Origin of the sequence: Parablautia muri, from assembly GCF_009917485.1 — a bacterium.
Classification (GTDB): domain Bacteria; phylum Bacillota; class Clostridia; order Lachnospirales; family Lachnospiraceae; genus Suilimivivens; species Suilimivivens muri.
Window position 1 is genome coordinate 28,768 of the sequence record NZ_QZDT01000011.1, and the last position, 19,265, is coordinate 48,032.

Here is a 19,265-nt window from a genome sequence, read left to right on the forward strand (position 1 = left end):
AAAAATCAACCTGAAATAAAGGGAGGCATCCATATGACAACAAACGAAAAAGCCCTTCTCCTTCATGAAAAGTGGAACGGCAAACTGGAAATCACATCCAAATCTCCTGTGAAATCCCGGGAAGATTTATCCTTAGCCTATACCCCCGGCGTTGCGGAGCCCTGCAAAGTAATCGCCGAGAACAAGGAGGCGGCCTATCAATATACCATGAAAGCCAACACCGTTGCGGTCATCTCCGATGGCAGCGCTGTCCTTGGCCTTGGAAATATTGGCCCCTACGCAGCAATGCCTGTTATGGAGGGAAAGGCCGTTTTGTTTAAAGAATTTGGAGGCGTCAATGCGATTCCAATCTGTCTTGACACCCAGGATACGGAGGAGCTGATCCGCACCATCACTTATCTTGCTCCAGGCTTTGGCGGCATCAACTTAGAAGATATCAGCGCCCCCCGCTGTTTTGAAATTGAGGAACGCCTCAAAGAAATTCTGGACATCCCGGTTTTTCATGACGACCAGCACGGAACCGCTATCGTAGTCCTTGCCGGCATCATCAATGCCCTTAAAGTGGTAAAGAAAAAGAAAGAAGACTGCAAGGTAGTGGTAAACGGCGCCGGAAGCGCCGGCGTGGCTATCACCAAACTGCTTGTAACCTACGGCTTTCCTAATATTATTATGTGCGATAAAGTGGGGATTCTTTCAAAAAATACGAAGGAACTTAACTGGATGCAGCAGAAAATGACCGAAATCACAAACCCTTTCCATGAAACCGGCACACTTGCAGACGCTCTCAAAGGGGCGGATATTTTTATAGGTGTCTCTGCGCCTAACATTGTTACCCCCGAAATGGTTTCGTCCATGAACCATGACGCCATCCTTTTTGCTATGGCGAACCCTGTGCCTGAAATCATGCCCGATGCCGCCAAAGCGGCCGGCGCAAGGGTGGTTGGAACAGGCAGAAGCGATTTCCCCAACCAGGTCAACAATGTAGTCGCTTTTCCCGGTATTTTTAAAGGGGCCCTTGAAGGGCGCGCCGTACAGATCACCGAGGAAATGAAGCTGGCAGCAGCCAAAGCCATTGCTTCGCTTGTTCCTGATGAAGAATTAAACGAAGATAATATTCTGCCCGAGGCATTCAATCCTAAGGTTGCGTATCTTGTGGCAGAGGCTGTAAAAGCACATATTAAGCCCGTTGGCCAATGAGCCCTTATCATGGTCTTCCAAGCTGACCTTTATGAGTTTGCTCTGGGGCAGCACAAATTTTGAGGAAGAACGACTGTTCCCAAAGCTCACTTTTACGCAATTATCTAAAATATATTTTGGAGAAAGGATGCGCAGCTACATGCCAGATGTCTTACCTTTTTACAAATTAATCATATTATATATGCTCTCCCGGATAGATTTTACTTTGACCAAAATCCAAATCAGCGATTTTATGATGGAAAAGGAATATACCAACAATTTCTTTTCTCTCCAACAGGCTATCAATGAGCTTATTGACGCCGGACTCATAGAGGGTCAGTACATCCGCAATCACACCCACCTGAATATTACGGAAAAAGGGCAGGAAACGCTGGACTTTTTCGGCAACCGCATTGACCGTGCCATCAAAACGGATATTGACGTCTATTTAAAAGAGAACGGATTAAAACTGCGCAATGAAGTGTCTGTTTTATCAGATTATATGAAAGCTTCTACCGGTGAGTACGAAGCCCATTTGGTTGCAAAAGACAAGGGCATCAATCTGGTTGACATAACTCTATCCGTACCTATGGAGGAAACCGCTATTTCCATTTGTGATAAATGGCAGGAGAAAAATCAGGAAATCTATCAGTATCTTGTGAGCCAGCTCTTTTAATTTACCTGAAAAGTCAGTACAGGCAGGAAATATCATTTCCTGCCTGCATATATTTTTGCCATTTCAATTTTGCCATTTCATTTTCTGTAAAATTGGCTTACAGCCTGCAAGCCTTTACCGCTTTTTGAACGTTAACAATCCCGCAGCAAATCCGCATACCAGAAAATCAAATCCTGTATACAATAAAGCTCTGATTCCTTGCTTACGCTGCGCCAAAGCTCCTTATAAAACAGAAACCATTCTTCCAGCTCACCGGCAAGCAGCGGGCCATCTACGGCAAGCAACGGCTCCGTTTTATAATCCCGTGCACTGATAACCACACCAATTTTCTGGATCAATTTCATCCCGCGTATTGCCACCAGACAGGCATGAACCAGCCCATTGGTTCTCTCCGGCAGCCCCGGCGTCATGGAGCGCAGCCGGTCTGCAAGGTCATCTAATTTTTCCAATGCCTCCTTAGTCCCTATAAGTTCCTTATTCGTAAAGGCATCCGACTTCCTCTCCCTGTATCTGACCGCATCCTCCCACTTGAACACCCAGTTATGAGAAATCTCTGCAAGCACGCAGACAAGCTTTTCCGACTTATCGCCAAATTCTATCCGCGAAATCCTCCGGTTGATTTCCTCAAAATCCGGTATGTTCCGGTTCCAGGCAAAGGCCGCCCCGTAAATTCTCCCGGGAATGCCTAAATCCGGGTGATTGATGTGCCCATAGTCTCCCCAATCGGTATTCAGTACGCCTATTGCATGGTACTTTACCGCATAGCTGCACATTCTCTTTATATTCTCATACGCCACATCCAGCCGGTTGACCATCTGGTTCCATCCATTTACACCGGGACAGCAGTACTGCACCGCCCCTGCCTGGGCAAGCTTTTTGGCGGATTCATCACTTTGGTCTTCTTCATATCCCCAGTTTAAGCAAATGGTTTCCACCGGCAGCTCCTTTACACATTCCGGGAAGTCACAAATGATATCTCCCCAAAACATAGGTTTCTTGCCTTTTTGGACCACAAACTCGCAAATTTCCTTGATAAAGTCCATATACAGGCGTTTTACGCCGACCTGCTCCGCCTTCCGGCTGCTTTTCCCTTTCCCAAGGTCAAAGGTCTCATCCCCGCCAATGTTGAAATATTCCGAGGTAAACAAAGGCATAAACTCCTCTATCATGCTCTTAATCAAAGTGAAGCTTTCTTCATTGGTCACATCAATGGTGTGATGCGCCATCCGGTCATAAAAGCCAAAGGGCGCCTTGCGGGGCTCGGGCAGCTCGCACAGATGCTCATAGGACTTTGTGCGCAGCAGCTTATATAAATGTCCAAAGCAGGAAATATTGGGCACCAGCTCAATATTCATTTTCCTGCAATAGGCGTCCAGCTCCATGATCTCCTGGGCGGTAAGAGGCGTATCATCCCTCCACATCTCGCTTAGGTTCTCAAACAAAAAGCTGTGCTCAATGTAAAGCTGAAGCTGGTTCATTTTATAAAAAGCCATTTGATCCGCCAGACCTTTTAAATAGGAAAGAGTCGGTATCCTGCCCCTGGTGACATCATGATAAAAACCCCTGTTTTGAATCTGGGGGAAATCATGAATGCTCACAAAAGGTAGTTTCGCCCCGGTCTGCCTGATGATTTGGCGCAGGGTCTGAACGCCATACAAAAGCCCCTTATCCCCACTGCCCTCTATACGCGCGCCGTCCTCTGAAATCTCCAGCCCATACTCTTCTTCCTCCATCAAAGGATTTATGGTAAGCCACACAGCCCCCTTTTTGGATGCTCCTTTTGTCAGATTAAGGCCGTAACCGGTACAGGCCTTAAGCTCCTTTTGCAAAAGCTCCCCGTATGTAAACGCATTTAGGCTGCAGGCCGAATTCAATACAATTTTTTTGTCAAAGGTAAGCGTATAAGTTCCTTCCCCGAAGCGAATCTCCTGGGGTTCCGGTATCAAATACATGTTCAATCCCTCCATTTTCCTTATTGCCGAATCATTATGTCTATAAACTATACCACATATCCATCAGAATACATATCCGTTCAACCTTCAGCAGCGCGGAAGTTAACAGCCCAGCTGCTGCCGAAATGTCTTATGGATACATTTCAGTATAACACATTTGGAATTGCTGCGTTACACTTACATTTTTTCCGGTATGAACCGCACCTTAAAGGTAAACTCTTTTTCATCCAGCCGATACTTTTCCATTAATTTCGGGCCGCAGCTGTTTGAGCCGATGCCGCTTTGACGATAGTCCACACAAAGCACCGTGTAAGGGGATTCAGAAAGCTCATAATTATGGGCCTTTTCCGTAAGCTCCTCCTGGGTATAAACGGAGGCGTTAAAGGCAAAGGTTTTTTCTCCTGCCGCCGTAAGCGATGCTCTGTGGCTTTTCACCGTTACATAGTCGCAGTCATGGTGGCTGCCGTTTTCCTGGGGCCTGATATAATCTTCATGCATTGCTCTCACGTTTGCCTCAAACACTCCATGATAGCCTGCATATTTTTTATCTATATAGCTCTCCACCGGCCCAATTCCGCAATAGGTTACTTTGTCCATGGACTTAGGTAAAAACAGACGCAGTCCAAACCTTGGCAGGAACGGGAACGCAGTGTCCTTCTCCACTCTAAGGTCCACATCCAGCGCGCCGTCCGAGCGTACCGTCCAGCATGCCTGAATGTTCAAAATCCTCTGGATATAAATCGCGGATACGGAAAGGCTTGTCTCAATCTTCACCTCTCCCTCTCCCACATGGACCTGTGTGTCATAGGCTCTTGTAACGATACGATCATACTTTGCCTGCCTCCACACCTCTTTTATCTGGCGGTCGTTGTCCGTAGGCGCCCTCCAAATGTTAAATTCCATAGGCCCCTCTATGAAAGACTGGTTCTGATATACCATCTCTGTAAACAGACCTTTCAGTTTATCATAGGTGTAAGCAAATTCCGGCGTTGACACTGTAACAGTGGTATCCTCTTCAGTAATCTCAAATTCCACTTTGCCCGCTTCATTGGAAAATAATTTCTTCACCTTCTGATTTTCCCTCTGGGCGTCAGAGAGCTCTATCTCCTCAAAACCAAGCAAAAAGCCCGCTGGTAATACTTCTGTTGCCCCCTTCTGATAATAGGAAACCTTCAGAAAACATTTCCCCTCACCGGGAATCTGGAACTCTATGGGCACAGTCTTTTCCGCATGCGCCGGGATATCAAGAAGCTTATCATCCTCCACCACACCCTTTCCCACAACCAGACCATCACAGAGCACTTCATATCCTACCGTCAGGTAGTCTTTCAGATTCAGGAAATCCATATAGTTTCTCAGCTTCATTTCCTTTTTGTCCTGGTCAAAGGCCGCAACTCTAGCCGGGCGGTACACATTCTTAAATTCCATAAGACCTGTATGAGGCGTTCTGTCAGGATATACCAGACCATCCATGCAGAAGTTGCCGTCATGGGGATATTCTTCATGGTCGCCGCCGTAAGCATACACTTTTTTCCCGGCAATGGTTTTTCCTAAGTCAATGGCATGGTCACACCACTCCCATATAAAGCCCCCGCAGGCTCCCTCATACTTCCAAATGACCTCAAAGTAATCCTCCAAATCTCCGGGGCCATTGCCCATAGCATGACAAAACTCGCACATCACATAGGGCTTAGAGCCGTCCTCTCTGAAATAATCATGGATTTCCGAAAGGGCAGGATACATGCGGCTGTATAAATCTATGTTGCTAAAATCATATTTCCGCTTTTCAGACACATAAAGCGCGCTTTCATAATGGGTCAGTCGGGTGGGATCAAACTCCTTCGTCCATTTAAGCGCCTCCTCAAAGGTGCATCCATAGGCACATTCATTTCCCATAGACCAGATGACCACGCTGGGACGGTTCTTATCCCGCTCCACGCACCGCCTGGTTCTGTCCACAGTAGCCTTAGTAAAATCCGGATTATCCGCAATGGCTTCGTTCCAAAGCTTTCTGCGGCTCTCCCAGTCGGAATCCTCCCTGTAAACATCCGCCGTTCCATGGCTTTCATTGTCCGCCTCGTCAATCACATAAAAGCCCAGTCTGTCATAAAGCTGATAAAATGCGGGCGCATTGGGATAATGGCTGGTACGGATCGCATTGATGTTATGCTCTTTCATCACCTTCAAATCTTTCATGATTTGCTCCCTGCTGATGGCAAATCCCGTAACAGGGTCGCTGTCATGACGGTTCGTACCGTGGAATTTCACCTTCACGCCGTTGATATACAATACGCCGTCCTTAACGTGGATCTCACGGATTCCCACTTGCTCCGTGATCACCTCCTGTTCCGTCTCCAAAACCAGCGTATACAGGTAAGGCTCCTCGGCGCTCCAAAGCTTTGCATTTTCTACCTGCAAAGACAGTTTTTCCCCGTCAGCCTCCCCCTTTGCAGCAAGCCCTCCTTCTCTGTCAAAGAGCTGTCCCTTCACTGGAACTGCCTGTGTCTGATACTGAAAAGTGATTTCTATGTTTCCATTTTTGTAATCCTCGGTGGGCTGTGCTTTTACAAAATAATCGAATATACCCTTTTCCGGCCTTTTTAAAAGATATACATCCCGGAAAATCCCGCTCATCCTAAACTTATCCTGGTCTTCTAAGTAACTTCCATCGCACCACTTAAGCACCAGCACGGACAAAACGTTTTCCCCTTCCTTAAGGCTGTCTGTCACATCAAATTCACTGGTGGAATGGGACACCTGGCTATAGCCCGCAAACACACCGTTCACCCACACATAAAAGCAGGAGTCCACTCCCTCAAAATTAAGGAATGCCTTAGGCGCCTTCTCATCCTTATGGTACACGAAGCTGCGCACGTATTCCCCGCAGGGATTGTTACAGGGTACATAAGGCGGGTCCATTGGGAATGGGTAACGGGTGTTGGTGTACTGGTGGCGGTCATATCCGTAATTCTGCCATACCCCCGGCACTGTCACCGTATCAAACCCGTCAAGGCAGAACCCTTCCCTGTAAAATTCCTCCTTCACATCATAAATACTCTCGAAATAACGGAATTTCCACTGGCCGGAAAGCAGCATAAACCGGTCGGAGGCCTCCCGCTCATCCACCAGATTGTCCATCCTCCCGGAGGCCGGAATGTAATAGGCTCTGTTCGGCATGGTATTTTTGTGCAAAACCTGTAAATCCTCATAATACTTTGGTACGATCATTTTTCCCTCATTTCTGCGGGGCTTTCATATATACCAAGTTTGCGGATGCCCCACAGACGCAAACTTGCTTTTCACCCTCTGGTTTTATTCCAATTATAAAGAAAGAGCAAAAAAATAGCTATATCCTGTATTGAACAAAATATGCACAAAATGATACAATAGGAAAAGCTTAGTAAGCCCCTATACCTGCTCTGACATCCCCATAGATTCTAAAAGGAGAATACCATGTATTCAAACACAGGCTATCTGTACGATGAAGATATTGAAACAGAAGATTTAACTCATCCCTTAACCGTCCTTAGCTGCGGCATCTACCGGCTTTCCCACCAGCCCGTTATGCCCACCCTGCGGCCAAAGGGACGCAAGGATTATCAGCTTTTATATATCTTTTCCGGAAAAGCCTTTTTCAGTTTTCACGATTCCCGCAACAAAGAGGTTGAAATACCGGCAGGACATATGGTATTATATCGTCCGGGAGAAAGTCAGGAATATCATTACTATGCCAAAGATAACCCGGAGGTGTGCTGGATACACTTTTCAGGCTGTCAGGCAGATGAATTTCTGGACAAAATTGGCTTTTCCAAATCCCACACACTTTTTTGCGGAACTTCCTTCCACTACCCGGAGCTTTTCAGGCGGATTATTTTAGAACTGCAGCTAAAGCGCCCCTGCTTTGAAGAACTGCTGCGCTTTTACCTTGGGCAGCTTTTTACGGAAATCCACCGAAGCCAGCTTGAATTTTCCGCTGAAAAATACCGGAACCAAAAGGAGATGGAGGCCACCGTCCACTACTTCAATGAATTTTTTACACAGGCCATCTCCATTGAGGAGTATGCGGCAGGACACCATATGAGCATAAGCTGGTTTATCCGCAGTTTCAAGCGCTATATGGGCATGACGCCTATGCAGTATATTACTTCCATCCGAATCAATAAGGCCAAGGAGCTTTTAAAAAACACCAACTGCTCCATTCAGGAAATCAGCGGTCTTGTGGGATACGAGAATCCTTTGTATTTCAGTAGAATTTTCAGGAAACAGACAGGGCTCTCCCCCTCCCAGTACCGAAAAGAAGGCGTCCCAAAAGAATGATAAATTTTTTATAAAACATTAACCAAAAATGAGGTTTCAAATGAGTCAGAAAAGAAAAAATGAAATCATATACCGATATTACGAAATGCCTCTAAACAGTCCGGTGCTTGCTCTGTATGAAAGACCCTATGATCGAACTGAAAACGATCGTCTTCATTTCCATAACTACATGGAAATCGGTTATTGCTGTGAAGGGAGCTGTTCCGTTATCCTGGACAATCATGAGTTCCCCTGTCATGACGGTATGCTCACCATTATTCCCCAAAATGTGCCTCATATGACCATTTTTCACAAGGAGTTTAAATGCAGGTGGCAGTATCTTATTATTGACACGGATACTTTTCTCTCAGACATATACAAGGACAATTGCCGTCTGGCCGCCCAGCTTATCAGACGAATCAACTCCCAGGCCTGTCTTGACCACGAAAAACAACTGGAAAGAATTGCCGTTCCCATAAATCAGATTTTTAAATTAATGCAGGAACAGGAAGAATTTTATCTGGAGGAATTAAAAGGACTATTACTTACGCTGCTTATTAATATAGCCAAACGAAACAAAGAAGCGCCTTTGGAAGACTATCCCCCCAAGGCGCCAAACACCACCATCATTGCGCCTGCCTTAGACTACATCAGCCGGGTGCCCGAACGGCCAATTAAGATAGAGGAGCTGGCTGCAATGTGTCATGTCAGTGAGGCGCATTTCAGACGGATTTTTGTAGAATCCATGAATATGCCTCCCTTAAAATACATTAACCAGGTGCGCATCCGCCGGGCCTGCGATGAATTGCAGAGAACACATGATTCCATCAATGCCATTGCCGCCCGGACCGGTTTTAGCACTCTCTCCACCTTTAACCGTAATTTCCGCCAGATTACCGGGACCTCCCCCCAGCAGCTGCGCAAGCAGTCCGGGCAGCGCAAATAATTATTTTTGCTGACCGATCATTTACATGTATACTGCATTTTTCCATTGCCGCAAACCTGTTTGCAACCTGCAAAATCCCACAGCTGGCCATCCGGTCAGTTTCTTTCATATTAATCCCCCATTCTTGCCAACACCCCGCAAATTTGGGCGTAAGCACAAATTTGTCGTGTGAAAAATTTATTTTTCACACTATTTCTATATTACTTCATTACTTCTTTACAAATTGCTTCGTTTTCACTGGACGACCTTCCGACACAAAAATATTACCACATTATATCTAATTTGCACATTATGATTGTAATTGCACACTTTATGCGCGAAAACAATAACATATAAGATTTTTAATATGGTACAATGCACATGGATTGGTAAATATTCCACCTGTAACTTGTTCATTTTGTCATTTTTGTCAAAAACAAGAAACGATAGTTATAGACAATATAACCAATTACATCAACTCAAAGGGAGGAACAAAAAATGAAAAGAAAACTAATTTCTGCTTTACTTGCCCTGACCATGGTTATTTCCATGACTGCCTGCGGCGGTGGCTCAGGCGCTTCAGGTGACAGCGGTTCGGGAGATGCAGCTGCTGACGATGGCGGCGCTGCTGCTGATGCCGGTACGGACGCTGCTGCTGACAGCGGAGCAGGTCAGGAGGACGCCGCACCTGTAGAGGGCGGTTCTGCTGATGAGAACACACTGACCGTATGGACCTGGGATCCCAATTTCAACATATATGCCATCCAGAAGGCTGCTGAAATTTATGCCCAGGATCATGAAGGTTTCAAGGTTGAGGTAAGTGAAGTACAGTCTGACGACATTGAAACCCGTCTCACCACAGCGGTTGCTGCCGGTGACTTAAGTACTCTTCCTGATATCTTCCTGATGCAGGATAATTCATTCCAGAAATATGCTACCAATTATCCGGACATATTTACCGACCTGACAAGCTCAGGTATTGACTTTTCCCAGTTCTCATCCGCTAAAGTGGCTTATTCCACATTAGATGGAAAGAATTATGGTATTCCTTTCGATAATGGAGCAGTTATCAACTGCATGCGTACCGATTATCTGGAAGAAGCAGGTTTCACCATTGATGATTTCACAGACATCACATGGTCCGATTACATGGAAAAGGCTAAAGTTGTTTTAGAGAAGACAGGCCAGCCTATCCTTACATCACAGGCAGGTTCACCTGACCTTATCATGATGATGCTGCAGTCCTGCGGTTCTTCTCTGTTCAACGAAGACGGTTCCGTTAACATTGCAGGAAACGAAGAACTGAAGCAAATGATGGATATTTATGTACAGATGGTTGCAGACGGCACTTTAGTGGAAGTAACTGACTGGGATCAGTATATTGCTTCCCTTAACAACGGTACTGCCGTAAGCGCATTAAACGGCTGCTGGATCATGGCAAGTATCACCGTTGCAGAAGATCAGTCCGGTAAGTGGGCTATTACAAATATGCCTAAGTTAGACGGCGTAAGCAATGCAACTAACTACTCCAACAACGGCGGTTCTTCATGGGCTATTTCTTCCAACTGTCAGAAGGTTGACTTGGCGATAGATTTCATGAATTCTACTTTTGCCGGAAGCAATGCTTTGTATGATGATGTTATCTCCAAGGGCGCTCTTGCAACATGGGCACCTGCAGGTGAGTCAGAAGCTTACAATGAGTCGGTTGAATTCTTCGGAAATGATGCTATTTACGCTAAGATTGTAGAGTTTGCTACTCATACTCCTTCCAATATCACCGGTGCATACTACTATGACGCACGTGATGCTGTGGGTGTTGCTCTCTCCAATATCTGCCAGCAGGGAGCTGACATTGATTCCGAGATTCAGACTGCACAGGAAACTGTAGAATTTAATATGGGCGGCTGATTTATTTCTTCAGGGAATGATTACAGCTTTAAAATGAAAATCCATAAAGCTTTTACAGTTAAATAAACAACGGATAACGTGTTGTATAAGATGTCTATACATGAAATCATGAAATGATTGGCTCTTTGCACGTATCCTTATGTGAAACAAAAAGGTCTGTCTGCTGCTGGCAAGGCGGCAGACAGGCTATTTTTATCCAATCAGCCATCTTCCAAAAGCGTGGCAGTGTTTGGATATCCGCGAGCCGGCTTATTAAAAAATAAAAGGGAGGGAAAAATCTATGAGTGGTTCTAGTAAAAAAGGCCTGACTTTACAGGAAAAGCATGGCCTGACGGGATGGGTGTTTTTAACGCCCGCGGTACTGCTGATTTGTTGGACCAGTTTTTACCCCATGATCCAGGCGTTTATTTTATCATTAAAGACAGGTATGGGAGTTAACTTAAGCTTTTCAGGCTTTAGCAACTATACGCGTATCCTGAAGGATCCTACATTTAAGCAAACATTATTTAATACGTTTTTCTACTTGATTATTCAGGTGCCGGTTATGCTCGTTCTGGCATTGATTCTGGCTTCCTTGTTGAATAACAAGCAGTTACGTTTTAAAGGTCTGTTCCGTACCTGTATCTTTTTACCATGCGCAACATCACTGGTATCCTACGCTATGATTTTCCGTTCCCTGTTTGCAAATGACGGGTTCGTAAATACCGTACTGCGCGGCTTTGGAATGAATCCTATTATGTGGTTTGCCAATGCATGGACGGCCCGGGCGGTTATCATCATAGCTTTGATTTGGAGATGGACTGGTTACAATATGGTATTTTACTTATCCGGTCTGCAGAACATTGAATATTCTGTTTATGAAGCGGCAAGAATTGACGGTGCAAGCCCCTTGCAGACTTTCTTTAAGATTACGGTTCCGCTTCTTAAACCAACCATTTTGTTGACTACCATTACTTCCACCAATGGTACCCTGCAGTTATTTGATGAGTCCCTTAACCTGACCAATGGTGGTCCTGGTAAGTCCACTATGACTATGTCCCATTACATTTATAATACATCCTTCGTGCAAAGCCCGAACTTCGGATATGCGGCGGCGATGTCCATTATAATCCTGATATTGGTTGCCATTCTGGCAATACTTCAAATGAAAGTAGGTGATGAGAGATGATGAGCAAAGGCAAAAAATTCTTTATGTATGCATTTTTAACAATTTTCTCTCTGCTTTCCATATTCCCGCTGTATTATATGTTCTGTGCAGCTACGAATAAGAGCATAGATGTGATTGCCGGAAAGCTGATACCCGGTACCTACCTGATTGAGAATTATAAATCCCTGATTGCCAATCAGAATTTAGGGCTTGCCCTTTGGAATTCCTTCCGAAACTCCTTCATATTAACAGTGCTTTGTCTCTTGGTATGTTCTATCGCCGGATACGGCTTTGAAATTTACCATGACAAGGGGAAGGATGCCGTGTTTACAGTTCTGCTGACTGCCATGATGATTCCCTTTGCTGCTGTTATGATTCCTATGTTCCGTATGTTTTCATCCCTGAACATGGTAAATACTATGGCTGCTTTCATGCTTCCATCTATCTCTACACCATTTATGATTATGATGTTCAGACAGGCATCCAGGTCCTTCCCTCACGATATTATTGAGGCGGCCCGGATTGACGGACTTAGCGAACTTGCTATCTTCTTCCGCATGTTTTTTCCTACCATGCGCTCTACCTACGCAGCGGCAATGACCATTGTGTTTATGAACGCCTGGAACAATTATCTGTGGCCGAAGGTAATCCTTATGACAAACGAATCCATCACCATGCCTATGTTAGTTGCCAACCTCTTAGGTGGTTATACAGTAGATTATGGTATGCTGATGCTGGGTGTATTTATCTGTACCATTCCTACTGCTATCGTATTCTTCTGCTTACAAAAGAGCTTTGCAGAAGGTATTACAGGCGCTGTAAAATAAAAACAAACATGGCCACGTTTCGCTGGCTACTGGCTCGCTCATTGTAAGCCCCCAGTAAACAACGGATGCGGCGCTTCGCAAAGCATTCTTATACCTTGAAAGGCTGTCGCAAATGCGGCAGCCTTTTGTGTCAGTTTAACCAAAAGTCGAAGGATTACAGCCTTTTTGGCAGGTATTGTTCCCATATTCACCTGCCCTTATAAAAAGGGACGGACATCTTCAGTAAGCTTTTCTTCAAGCTTAATCAAACGTTTAGTAATATTTTTGGATTTTTCATCGGCAGCTTTATATTGATTCAAATATCTGCTTAGAGATTTTACCCCCATATTGCAGCCGTCCGTCATCAGTTCCGCAATGGTCTCGTCCGATTCGTCCATAGCCAGCTTCACATTGGTCTTAATCCATGACATTCCCTTTGCCATAGGGTCAGGTTCCTTTCCTTCATCATGGAATTTACTGATCAAAGTCTGTATTTCTTCCTTTAGCTTATCGTGCTCATTTTTGCAATCCACCAGGCATTTTCTAAGCTTTTCGTCATGTACATAGTCCAGCACCTTGTCAATAGAGGAAACTCCCATTTTAATGCCTGCATCACATTCCCGCAGTAATTTTATTGTATCCGGTTCAATCATCAGATTTCTGCTCCTTTTCATTTTTAGGAGCAGTATTTCCATTTTCATGCAGGATTATTCTTTTTTACAGGTAAGGGCCGCTCATTATATCATGAATCAGAGATTCATGATCGCCATTCGCCGTTCGTTGAATATGCAAGCATACTCTCCTCACTAACACTCATTATATCATAATAAAAAATGTACTGCTGCAAGGTTCCTTCGTATCCCTTATACCGCTGAACGGGAAAGCCTTCCGGATATTGCTTTGCGAGAACTTTATGTATATGCGTGTCCACCGGAAAGGCTTGCGTTTGGTGCAGGGCAAACAGACAGATGCATTCCGCCACCTTTACCCCTACGCCATGCAGCTTCATAAGCTCCGTCTTTGCCTCCTCATAGGCCATTGCCCTAAGAGCTTTCAGATCCACCTGACCGCTGGCAATACTGACTGCAGTTTCGTGAATATAGCGGCTTCGATAGCCCAGATTACAGGCATATAAATCTTCCAGGGAAACATCACTAAGAGCCTTTGGGGTTGGAAAATCGTAGTAAACTATGCCTGATTGGGTTTTTCTTTTTTCTCCATATCTTTCACACAGATAATCTATGCATTTTCTGATTCGCTTAATATTGTTTTGCTGGGATATGATAAAGGACACAATCATTTCCCACAAGTCCTGCCGAAGTATACGGACGCCGCTGCCAAAAGCCGCCGCCCTTAGAAGATAGTCATCCTTTTCATCTATAAGGGCTATGATTTTTCCGTAGTCCTCCTCCAGGTCAAAATATCCTTTCCAAATCTGCTCAAATTCTTCTTCCTCACAGTGAAAGGTAATCTCATTTTGCCTCTCCTCTATTTCCAGAAATCTTCCAAAAGCTGTCAATCCGTATCTTTCAGCCTCTGCAGCTTCTTTGGGCTCCTTCCACCTGCCCTCCTCTTTCTTAATGGATCCGGTTTCATGAGCCGGTTGATTTAGTTTTCTTAATCGGAAACACTGGCCGGAATCGCAAATCTGCCTGATGGAAAAATTTTCTTTTGCAACGCTAATCATCTTTTTTATTCACCTTTTATCCAAATTGCCACACTGCCAAAAGCTGTGGCGGGCATCAAAATTCTGCGAATACCTCCATCTGTTTTTTCAGTTCTTCCACAATCTCCCGGTTTGTATCCATACGGCCTGTGATATCTGCCATATCCTCCACCAGGCTCTTAGTGCTGCCCGCAACTCCGGTAATGCCCCCGGCACCCTCGTCAATTGCCTTGGTAATGCTTTCAATTGAACCAGCTATTTCTGTCATGGAATTTCTCAGGCGATCAATTCTGCTGTTAAATGCATCAATCATTTCCTTTACATAATCGGCATCCTCTTTATACTGCCTTCCGGAGCAGACAAATTCCTGAAACTCCATCAGGATCGTATCACTTAGATAGTCCGCCAAATCCTGAGAGTGCTTTGACAGATTGTATACGGCATTTGTGACAAACTGATTAACCTCTTGAATATGTTCGGCGGTTTCACTACAGGAATTTGCTAAGGATTTGATTTCTGCCGCAACCACAGAAAAACCTTTTCCGGATTCTCCGGCCCGTGTAGCTTCTATAGACGCGTTCAGGGCAATCAGATTCGTCTTTGACGATATTTTAACGATATCCTTTGTCAGTTTCGTTACCTGGTCTACACTTTTACTGTTTTCGATGGCTTCTTCCAGTACCGCAAGAATATCGGCCGCCTTTTTCTCAATTACTTCCGTATTTATCTGTGCCGTCTCCTCCATCTCATTTGCCCGTACCTTCATCTCAGCGGAATAATTTGTAATAGCGCCACATTCCTCCGCCATATCGTGGACATCCCCTTTGATGCCGGCAACACTGTCGTTAATATTCATGGCATTCTGTGCCACTTTTTGGATTGCTATGGACAAAGAATCTGTCAGAGTGGAGAGTTTTTCAGCGCTTTTCCCAGATGTGCGGGTGTGCCTCAGCACTTCCCCTGTTACCTCGTCAAGCTTGCCGGAGCTTTCCTGAAGGGTATTCACAGTCCCTTTGATTGGTGTTATCACATATTGTTTGATAATCCGGATAGCTGCAAATACTAAAACCAGACATGTCACAACGGACGCAACTGCAATGAGCAGCGATATGATATAGACGCTCAAAAGCCTCTGCCTTGCTTTGGCCGTTCTTGCGCTTACAGCCGCATACAGCTCATTGGTGTTGTCCGCTATGGCGGAACCGAAGCTGGCAACATCACCGTTTGCATAGGCATAAGCGTCCTGTGTCTTACTGTCAGCGCTTGCACATACAAGATAAACCAGCGCATGTTTAAAAGAATCGTAATTTTTCAAAAGCTGCGCATAAGTTTCTTCTTCATCCTCCGTCACATAGTTCCCATATTCTATTAAATATTCTTCCAATGTATTTTCTTCTTCTTTGATCTGCGCCACAACATTGATCATAGTATAATAATCCGTTGCAACAATATGGGATAACGCTAACATATGGATATTGGTGGTCGTATGACGTATGTTCTGCAGTGTTTCCGATCCTACCATATATTTATCTACGATTTTAGAAGCATTAAAATTTACATTATTGATACTGAAAACCGACAGGATATTTGAAATCACTACCACAATCCCCAAAAAAATACTGGGAAGTATCAGCCGTTGTTGTATGGTGAATTTATTCTTCATTTTCGTTGACAAATCCTTTCCACATATATCTATCACTATCCGGATAACTACAAAACTTGTGCAAAATCCTGGTTTGAACTGTTACCACAACATTACGTTTTGCAATATCTATTATCTATCTGGCACAAACGCCTTCTACCATCTCATCTAATTGTTCCTGCAAGTCCTGACCCGAAGGATTCCCTTCCGCTATATTTCCGGCAAATTTTGTAACAGGATCCCAAAAGTTACCGCCAATCCGCTGCAGCTGCGAAAATTCAGACTGTTCCAGCAAAGCGGCGATTGCCGGGGATTGGTCCATCTCCGCCGAATCTGCAACCACAATGTTTGACGGCCCCTGACCACGCATTATGAAACGCAACTGCTGGTTTTCTTCATTCGTAATCCATTCGGCAAGTCTGGATGCCCATATTGGATATTGGGAATAGGCATTTACGCCCACCAGCTTACAACCGGAAAAAGAAGCCATCTGTACCTGACTGCCATTACAGCTATAAGTCGGCAGCTTGGCAGCTCCTGCATTCTCCCCCCAGGCCTCCTTGACCGCCATGGAATTCCATACGCCGCTGACACCTGCAATCACGGTTCCGTCTTTTACTCCATCCAGAAATTCTTCGTCCGTGCGGTTTGAAAAGCCCGGACTTTCCGCAATCCGAAGCATTGCCCGGGCCACATCTATGCCGCGTATATCACCGTCCGTTTGATTCCATGTACAATAGTTCGTAATCCCGTCATCGCTTAACCCCACTTCAAGCCCTGTGTTTCCAAAGAAAGAATACACATACCACGCAGAGGACCAGTCCATGGCAAATAATTTGCCCTCTGCCGCCGCTGCTTCTAATATATCATCCAGCGTTTTAGCCTGTTCTTCCGAGATATATTGCTTATTATAATATAAGAAATATCCATTGTCCGCGGTCAATGGATATGCATAGAGTTGGTTGTTCACCGTGGCCGCCTCCACTGTGCTCGATAGATTTCTTTCCCTGATCTCATCCGCATTCTCAATTGGATCTACCGCTCCGGCTGCCGCTAAGGCGTTTAACTGGTCGTCCGCAAAGGTAAACACATCCGCTCCATCTTCCAATCCGCCAAGCAAAACATCTTTACACTGAGATTCTCCCTGCACTTCAAATGAAATCTGAAAATCCGCCTGTCCCTGGTACTTTGCCTGAAAACTACTGATAATCTGGTTCATCAGCTCCGCATCTTCTTCAGCTCCCCAGACGACCAGCTCAACTTTTTGTGGCTTTGTATTCTCCAAAGTCGTTTTCCCCGCCAAGCCGCATCCCGCAAGCGCTGTGGCACATAGAATACCTGAGAACAATCCCCATATTTTTTTACCCATATCTATTTATTCTCCTTATGTATTCTCGTTTTTCTGTGATAATTATATCATTAAGACAAATCTCATGCAATATGGGAGCATCCCTGATACATCCCTGCAAACACAGCCGTTGTTACTATTCACGTCCGCTCATAGTAACATTCGGGGCGATATTCTCCCCCTCACACCAAAATCTGTTCTCACGGAATGCGCAGTAAATGCGCATTCCTGACCCATGAAAAGTAACCAGCCGTTACTTTTTATAAACAATGTTATTTTATAAAATCACTTTCGTTTTATAGTCAATCTCCGTTATCCTTTGGCTTTTTTAACTTATAACCGCTAATTCTGCCTATACACGCAATTCCCGTCACATCGGCTAAAAACCAGCCCACAGGAATCGCCCACCAAATTCCCTGCACTCCAATCTGCGGCAAGGGTGAAAGCAAGTAAGCAAGCAGTACTCTGGTTCCAAGGGATATGACTGTAAGCAACAGCGACATCTCCGGCTTTTCAACGCCCCGGTAGAAGCCATACAAAAGAAACAAAAGCCCAATCCCGCAGTAAAACGCACCTTCAATCCGCAGGTACTCTGTTCCTGTCCGTATAATGGCGCTTTCCTCTGCATCCACAAAAATCTGCATAAGCTGCGGGGCCAGCACAAAAATACCGGCGGAAATAACCATACAGAAAGCAAGAGACACTGCCCCTGCCCGAAGCATCCCTGCCCTGACACGCTCCCTCTTTCCAGCCCCGTGATTTTGGGAAATAAACAGAGAAAAGGCATTTCCAAACTCCTGGGCGGGCATATAGGCAAAGGAATCAATCTTAACCGCTGCCGCAAAGGCGGCCATCACCACCGGCCCAAAGCTGTTCACCAGTCCCTGTATCATCAAAATACCGAAATTCATAACCGACTGCTGTATACAGGCGGCAAAAGAATTGCGCACAATCTCTGTCCCTGTTTTCCGGTCAATTGATAACGCGCCCCTATCTGAATGCAGCTCCGGCTCTTTGATCCAGGTGTAAATGCCAATCCCCGCACCTGACAGGGCCTGAGCAAGCACAGTTGCCGCAGCAGCCCCTCCCACTCCCATGTTCCATTCCACCACAAACAACACATCCAGCACAATGTTAAGGGCCGTTGCAATTCCCAAAAACCACAACGGCGCCACTGAATTTCCAAGGGCACGAAGAAGAAATGCAAAGTAATTATACAAAAATACAAATACGATTCCAAAGAAAATCACCCTCACATACTCATACATCAACGGATAGACGCTTTCCGGCACCTGCAAAATATACAATATGGCATGAATTCCTGCAAAAACCAGGCCGTTTAAAACCACTGTCACCACCGCAATGAATACAAAAGAAGCCAACATGCTCTTTTTCATCTGTAAAGTATCTTTTTTCCCATAATAGATGGAGAAAACCGCGCCGCTTCCCATACATAGGCCGATTAAAATGGAAGTCAAAAAAGTCATAAGCGTATAAGCGCTCCCCACCGCCGCAAGGGCAGAGGGCCCTAAATATCTTCCCACAATCAGCGTATCGGCTATATTGTAGCACTGCTGGAGAAGGTTTCCCAATATCATAGGACCTGCAAATCTTAACATCGTTCCTGTTACATTACCCTGTGTCAAATCCTTTTTCATAGCAAACTCTACAAAATTATTTTTCCTCGGAATTTACTTATTTCGTGTTGCAAACTTATCAATAA

Annotated in this window: 14 protein-coding genes; 7 read left to right on the plus strand and 7 right to left on the minus strand. The window is 45.0% G+C overall.

The window, feature by feature from the left end:
- Nucleotides 1–33 precede the first annotated feature (33 nt).
- Both D5281_RS08745 and D5281_RS08750 read left to right on the plus strand, forming a co-directional pair.
- Nucleotides 34–1,197: an NAD(P)-dependent malic enzyme gene (locus D5281_RS08745; RefSeq protein WP_160559783.1), complete on the plus strand. Its 1,164-nt coding sequence runs from the start codon at nt 34–36 to the stop codon at nt 1,195–1,197.
- Between the two features lie 139 nt (nt 1,198–1,336).
- Entirely contained in the window at nt 1,337–1,852 is a 516-nt protein-coding gene (locus D5281_RS08750) for a DUF4364 family protein (RefSeq protein ID WP_160559784.1), read from the plus strand.
- A gap of 131 nt (nt 1,853–1,983) precedes the next feature.
- On the opposite strand, the gene D5281_RS08755 is transcribed toward D5281_RS08750, so the two are convergent.
- Nucleotides 1,984–3,804 carry a glycoside hydrolase family 20 zincin-like fold domain-containing protein gene (locus D5281_RS08755; protein ID WP_160559785.1) on the minus strand — a complete coding sequence of 607 codons (1,821 nt, stop codon included), beginning with the start codon at nt 3,802–3,804 and terminating at the stop codon, nt 1,984–1,986.
- A 177-nt stretch (nt 3,805–3,981) separates the two neighbouring features.
- Nucleotides 3,982–7,032, minus strand: coding sequence for a glycoside hydrolase family 2 TIM barrel-domain containing protein (locus D5281_RS08760; RefSeq protein WP_160559786.1), 3,051 nt, complete (start codon nt 7,030–7,032; stop codon nt 3,982–3,984).
- Between the two features lie 225 nt (nt 7,033–7,257).
- Between D5281_RS08760 and D5281_RS08765 the strand changes: the two genes are divergently transcribed.
- The 5 genes from D5281_RS08765 to D5281_RS08785 all read left to right on the plus strand — a co-directional run bounded on the left by D5281_RS08765 (nt 7,258) and on the right by D5281_RS08785 (nt 12,907).
- Nucleotides 7,258–8,121, plus strand: a complete 864-nt coding sequence (locus D5281_RS08765) for a helix-turn-helix domain-containing protein (RefSeq protein WP_160559787.1) — start codon at nt 7,258–7,260, stop codon at nt 8,119–8,121.
- A gap of 40 nt (nt 8,122–8,161) precedes the next feature.
- Nucleotides 8,162–9,046: a helix-turn-helix domain-containing protein gene (locus tag D5281_RS08770; RefSeq protein WP_160559788.1), complete on the plus strand. Its 885-nt coding sequence runs from the start codon at nt 8,162–8,164 to the stop codon at nt 9,044–9,046.
- 477 nt (nt 9,047–9,523) lie between these two features.
- Entirely contained in the window at nt 9,524–10,933 is a 1,410-nt protein-coding gene (locus tag D5281_RS08775) for an ABC transporter substrate-binding protein (RefSeq protein ID WP_160559789.1), read from the plus strand.
- A gap of 280 nt (nt 10,934–11,213) precedes the next feature.
- The gene (locus tag D5281_RS08780; RefSeq protein WP_160559790.1) at nt 11,214–12,101 is read left to right on the plus strand and encodes a carbohydrate ABC transporter permease; all 888 of its coding nucleotides are present in this window, start codon (nt 11,214–11,216) and stop codon (nt 12,099–12,101) included.
- Complete coding sequence (locus tag D5281_RS08785; RefSeq protein WP_277935257.1) at nt 12,101–12,907, plus strand: carbohydrate ABC transporter permease; 807 nt, start codon at nt 12,101–12,103, stop codon at nt 12,905–12,907. Before D5281_RS08780 ends, D5281_RS08785 begins: the two co-directional genes overlap by 1 nt.
- Before the next feature lie 197 nt (nt 12,908–13,104).
- Here the strand turns inward: D5281_RS08785 and D5281_RS08790 are convergent, their stop codons facing one another.
- The 5 genes from D5281_RS08790 to D5281_RS08810 all read right to left on the minus strand — a co-directional run bounded on the left by D5281_RS08790 (nt 13,105) and on the right by D5281_RS08810 (nt 19,200).
- Complete coding sequence (locus D5281_RS08790; protein ID WP_160559792.1) at nt 13,105–13,539, minus strand: hypothetical protein; 435 nt, start codon at nt 13,537–13,539, stop codon at nt 13,105–13,107.
- 104 nt (nt 13,540–13,643) lie between these two features.
- Nucleotides 13,644–14,573: a DNA glycosylase gene (locus D5281_RS08795; RefSeq protein ID WP_160559793.1), complete on the minus strand. Its 930-nt coding sequence runs from the start codon at nt 14,571–14,573 to the stop codon at nt 13,644–13,646.
- A gap of 55 nt (nt 14,574–14,628) precedes the next feature.
- Nucleotides 14,629–16,215 carry a methyl-accepting chemotaxis protein gene (locus tag D5281_RS08800; protein WP_160559794.1) on the minus strand — a complete coding sequence of 529 codons (1,587 nt, stop codon included), beginning with the start codon at nt 16,213–16,215 and terminating at the stop codon, nt 14,629–14,631.
- Between the two features lie 115 nt (nt 16,216–16,330).
- On the minus strand, nt 16,331–17,563 hold the full coding sequence (locus tag D5281_RS08805) for an extracellular solute-binding protein (RefSeq protein WP_160559795.1): 1,233 nt from the start codon (nt 17,561–17,563) through the stop codon (nt 16,331–16,333).
- A gap of 281 nt (nt 17,564–17,844) precedes the next feature.
- Nucleotides 17,845–19,200: an MATE family efflux transporter gene (locus D5281_RS08810; protein WP_160559796.1), complete on the minus strand. Its 1,356-nt coding sequence runs from the start codon at nt 19,198–19,200 to the stop codon at nt 17,845–17,847.
- Between the last annotated feature and the right edge of the window lie 65 nt (nt 19,201–19,265).

What these genes read in the sequence shown, in the direction of transcription:
- D5281_RS08760 (WP_160559786.1), bottom strand. Translation starts at nt 7,032, where the DNA reads ATGATCGTACCAAAGTATTATGAGGATTTACAGGTTTTGCACAAAAAT.
- D5281_RS08775 (WP_160559789.1), top strand. Translation starts at nt 9,524, where the DNA reads ATGAAAAGAAAACTAATTTCTGCTTTACTTGCCCTGACCATGGTTATT.
- D5281_RS08795 (WP_160559793.1), bottom strand. Translation starts at nt 14,573, where the DNA reads ATGATTAGCGTTGCAAAAGAAAATTTTTCCATCAGGCAGATTTGCGAT.
- D5281_RS08765 (WP_160559787.1), top strand. Translation starts at nt 7,258, where the DNA reads ATGTATTCAAACACAGGCTATCTGTACGATGAAGATATTGAAACAGAA.
- D5281_RS08805 (WP_160559795.1), bottom strand. Translation starts at nt 17,563, where the DNA reads ATGGGTAAAAAAATATGGGGATTGTTCTCAGGTATTCTATGTGCCACA.
- D5281_RS08790 (WP_160559792.1), bottom strand. Translation starts at nt 13,539, where the DNA reads ATGATTGAACCGGATACAATAAAATTACTGCGGGAATGTGATGCAGGC.
- D5281_RS08755 (WP_160559785.1), bottom strand. Translation starts at nt 3,804, where the DNA reads ATGTATTTGATACCGGAACCCCAGGAGATTCGCTTCGGGGAAGGAACT.
- D5281_RS08745 (WP_160559783.1), top strand. Translation starts at nt 34, where the DNA reads ATGACAACAAACGAAAAAGCCCTTCTCCTTCATGAAAAGTGGAACGGC.
- D5281_RS08800 (WP_160559794.1), bottom strand. Translation starts at nt 16,215, where the DNA reads ATGAAGAATAAATTCACCATACAACAACGGCTGATACTTCCCAGTATT.
- D5281_RS08770 (WP_160559788.1), top strand. Translation starts at nt 8,162, where the DNA reads ATGAGTCAGAAAAGAAAAAATGAAATCATATACCGATATTACGAAATG.
- D5281_RS08785 (WP_277935257.1), top strand. Translation starts at nt 12,101, where the DNA reads ATGAGCAAAGGCAAAAAATTCTTTATGTATGCATTTTTAACAATTTTC.
- D5281_RS08810 (WP_160559796.1), bottom strand. Translation starts at nt 19,200, where the DNA reads ATGAAAAAGGATTTGACACAGGGTAATGTAACAGGAACGATGTTAAGA.
- D5281_RS08750 (WP_160559784.1), top strand. Translation starts at nt 1,337, where the DNA reads ATGCCAGATGTCTTACCTTTTTACAAATTAATCATATTATATATGCTC.
- D5281_RS08780 (WP_160559790.1), top strand. Translation starts at nt 11,214, where the DNA reads ATGAGTGGTTCTAGTAAAAAAGGCCTGACTTTACAGGAAAAGCATGGC.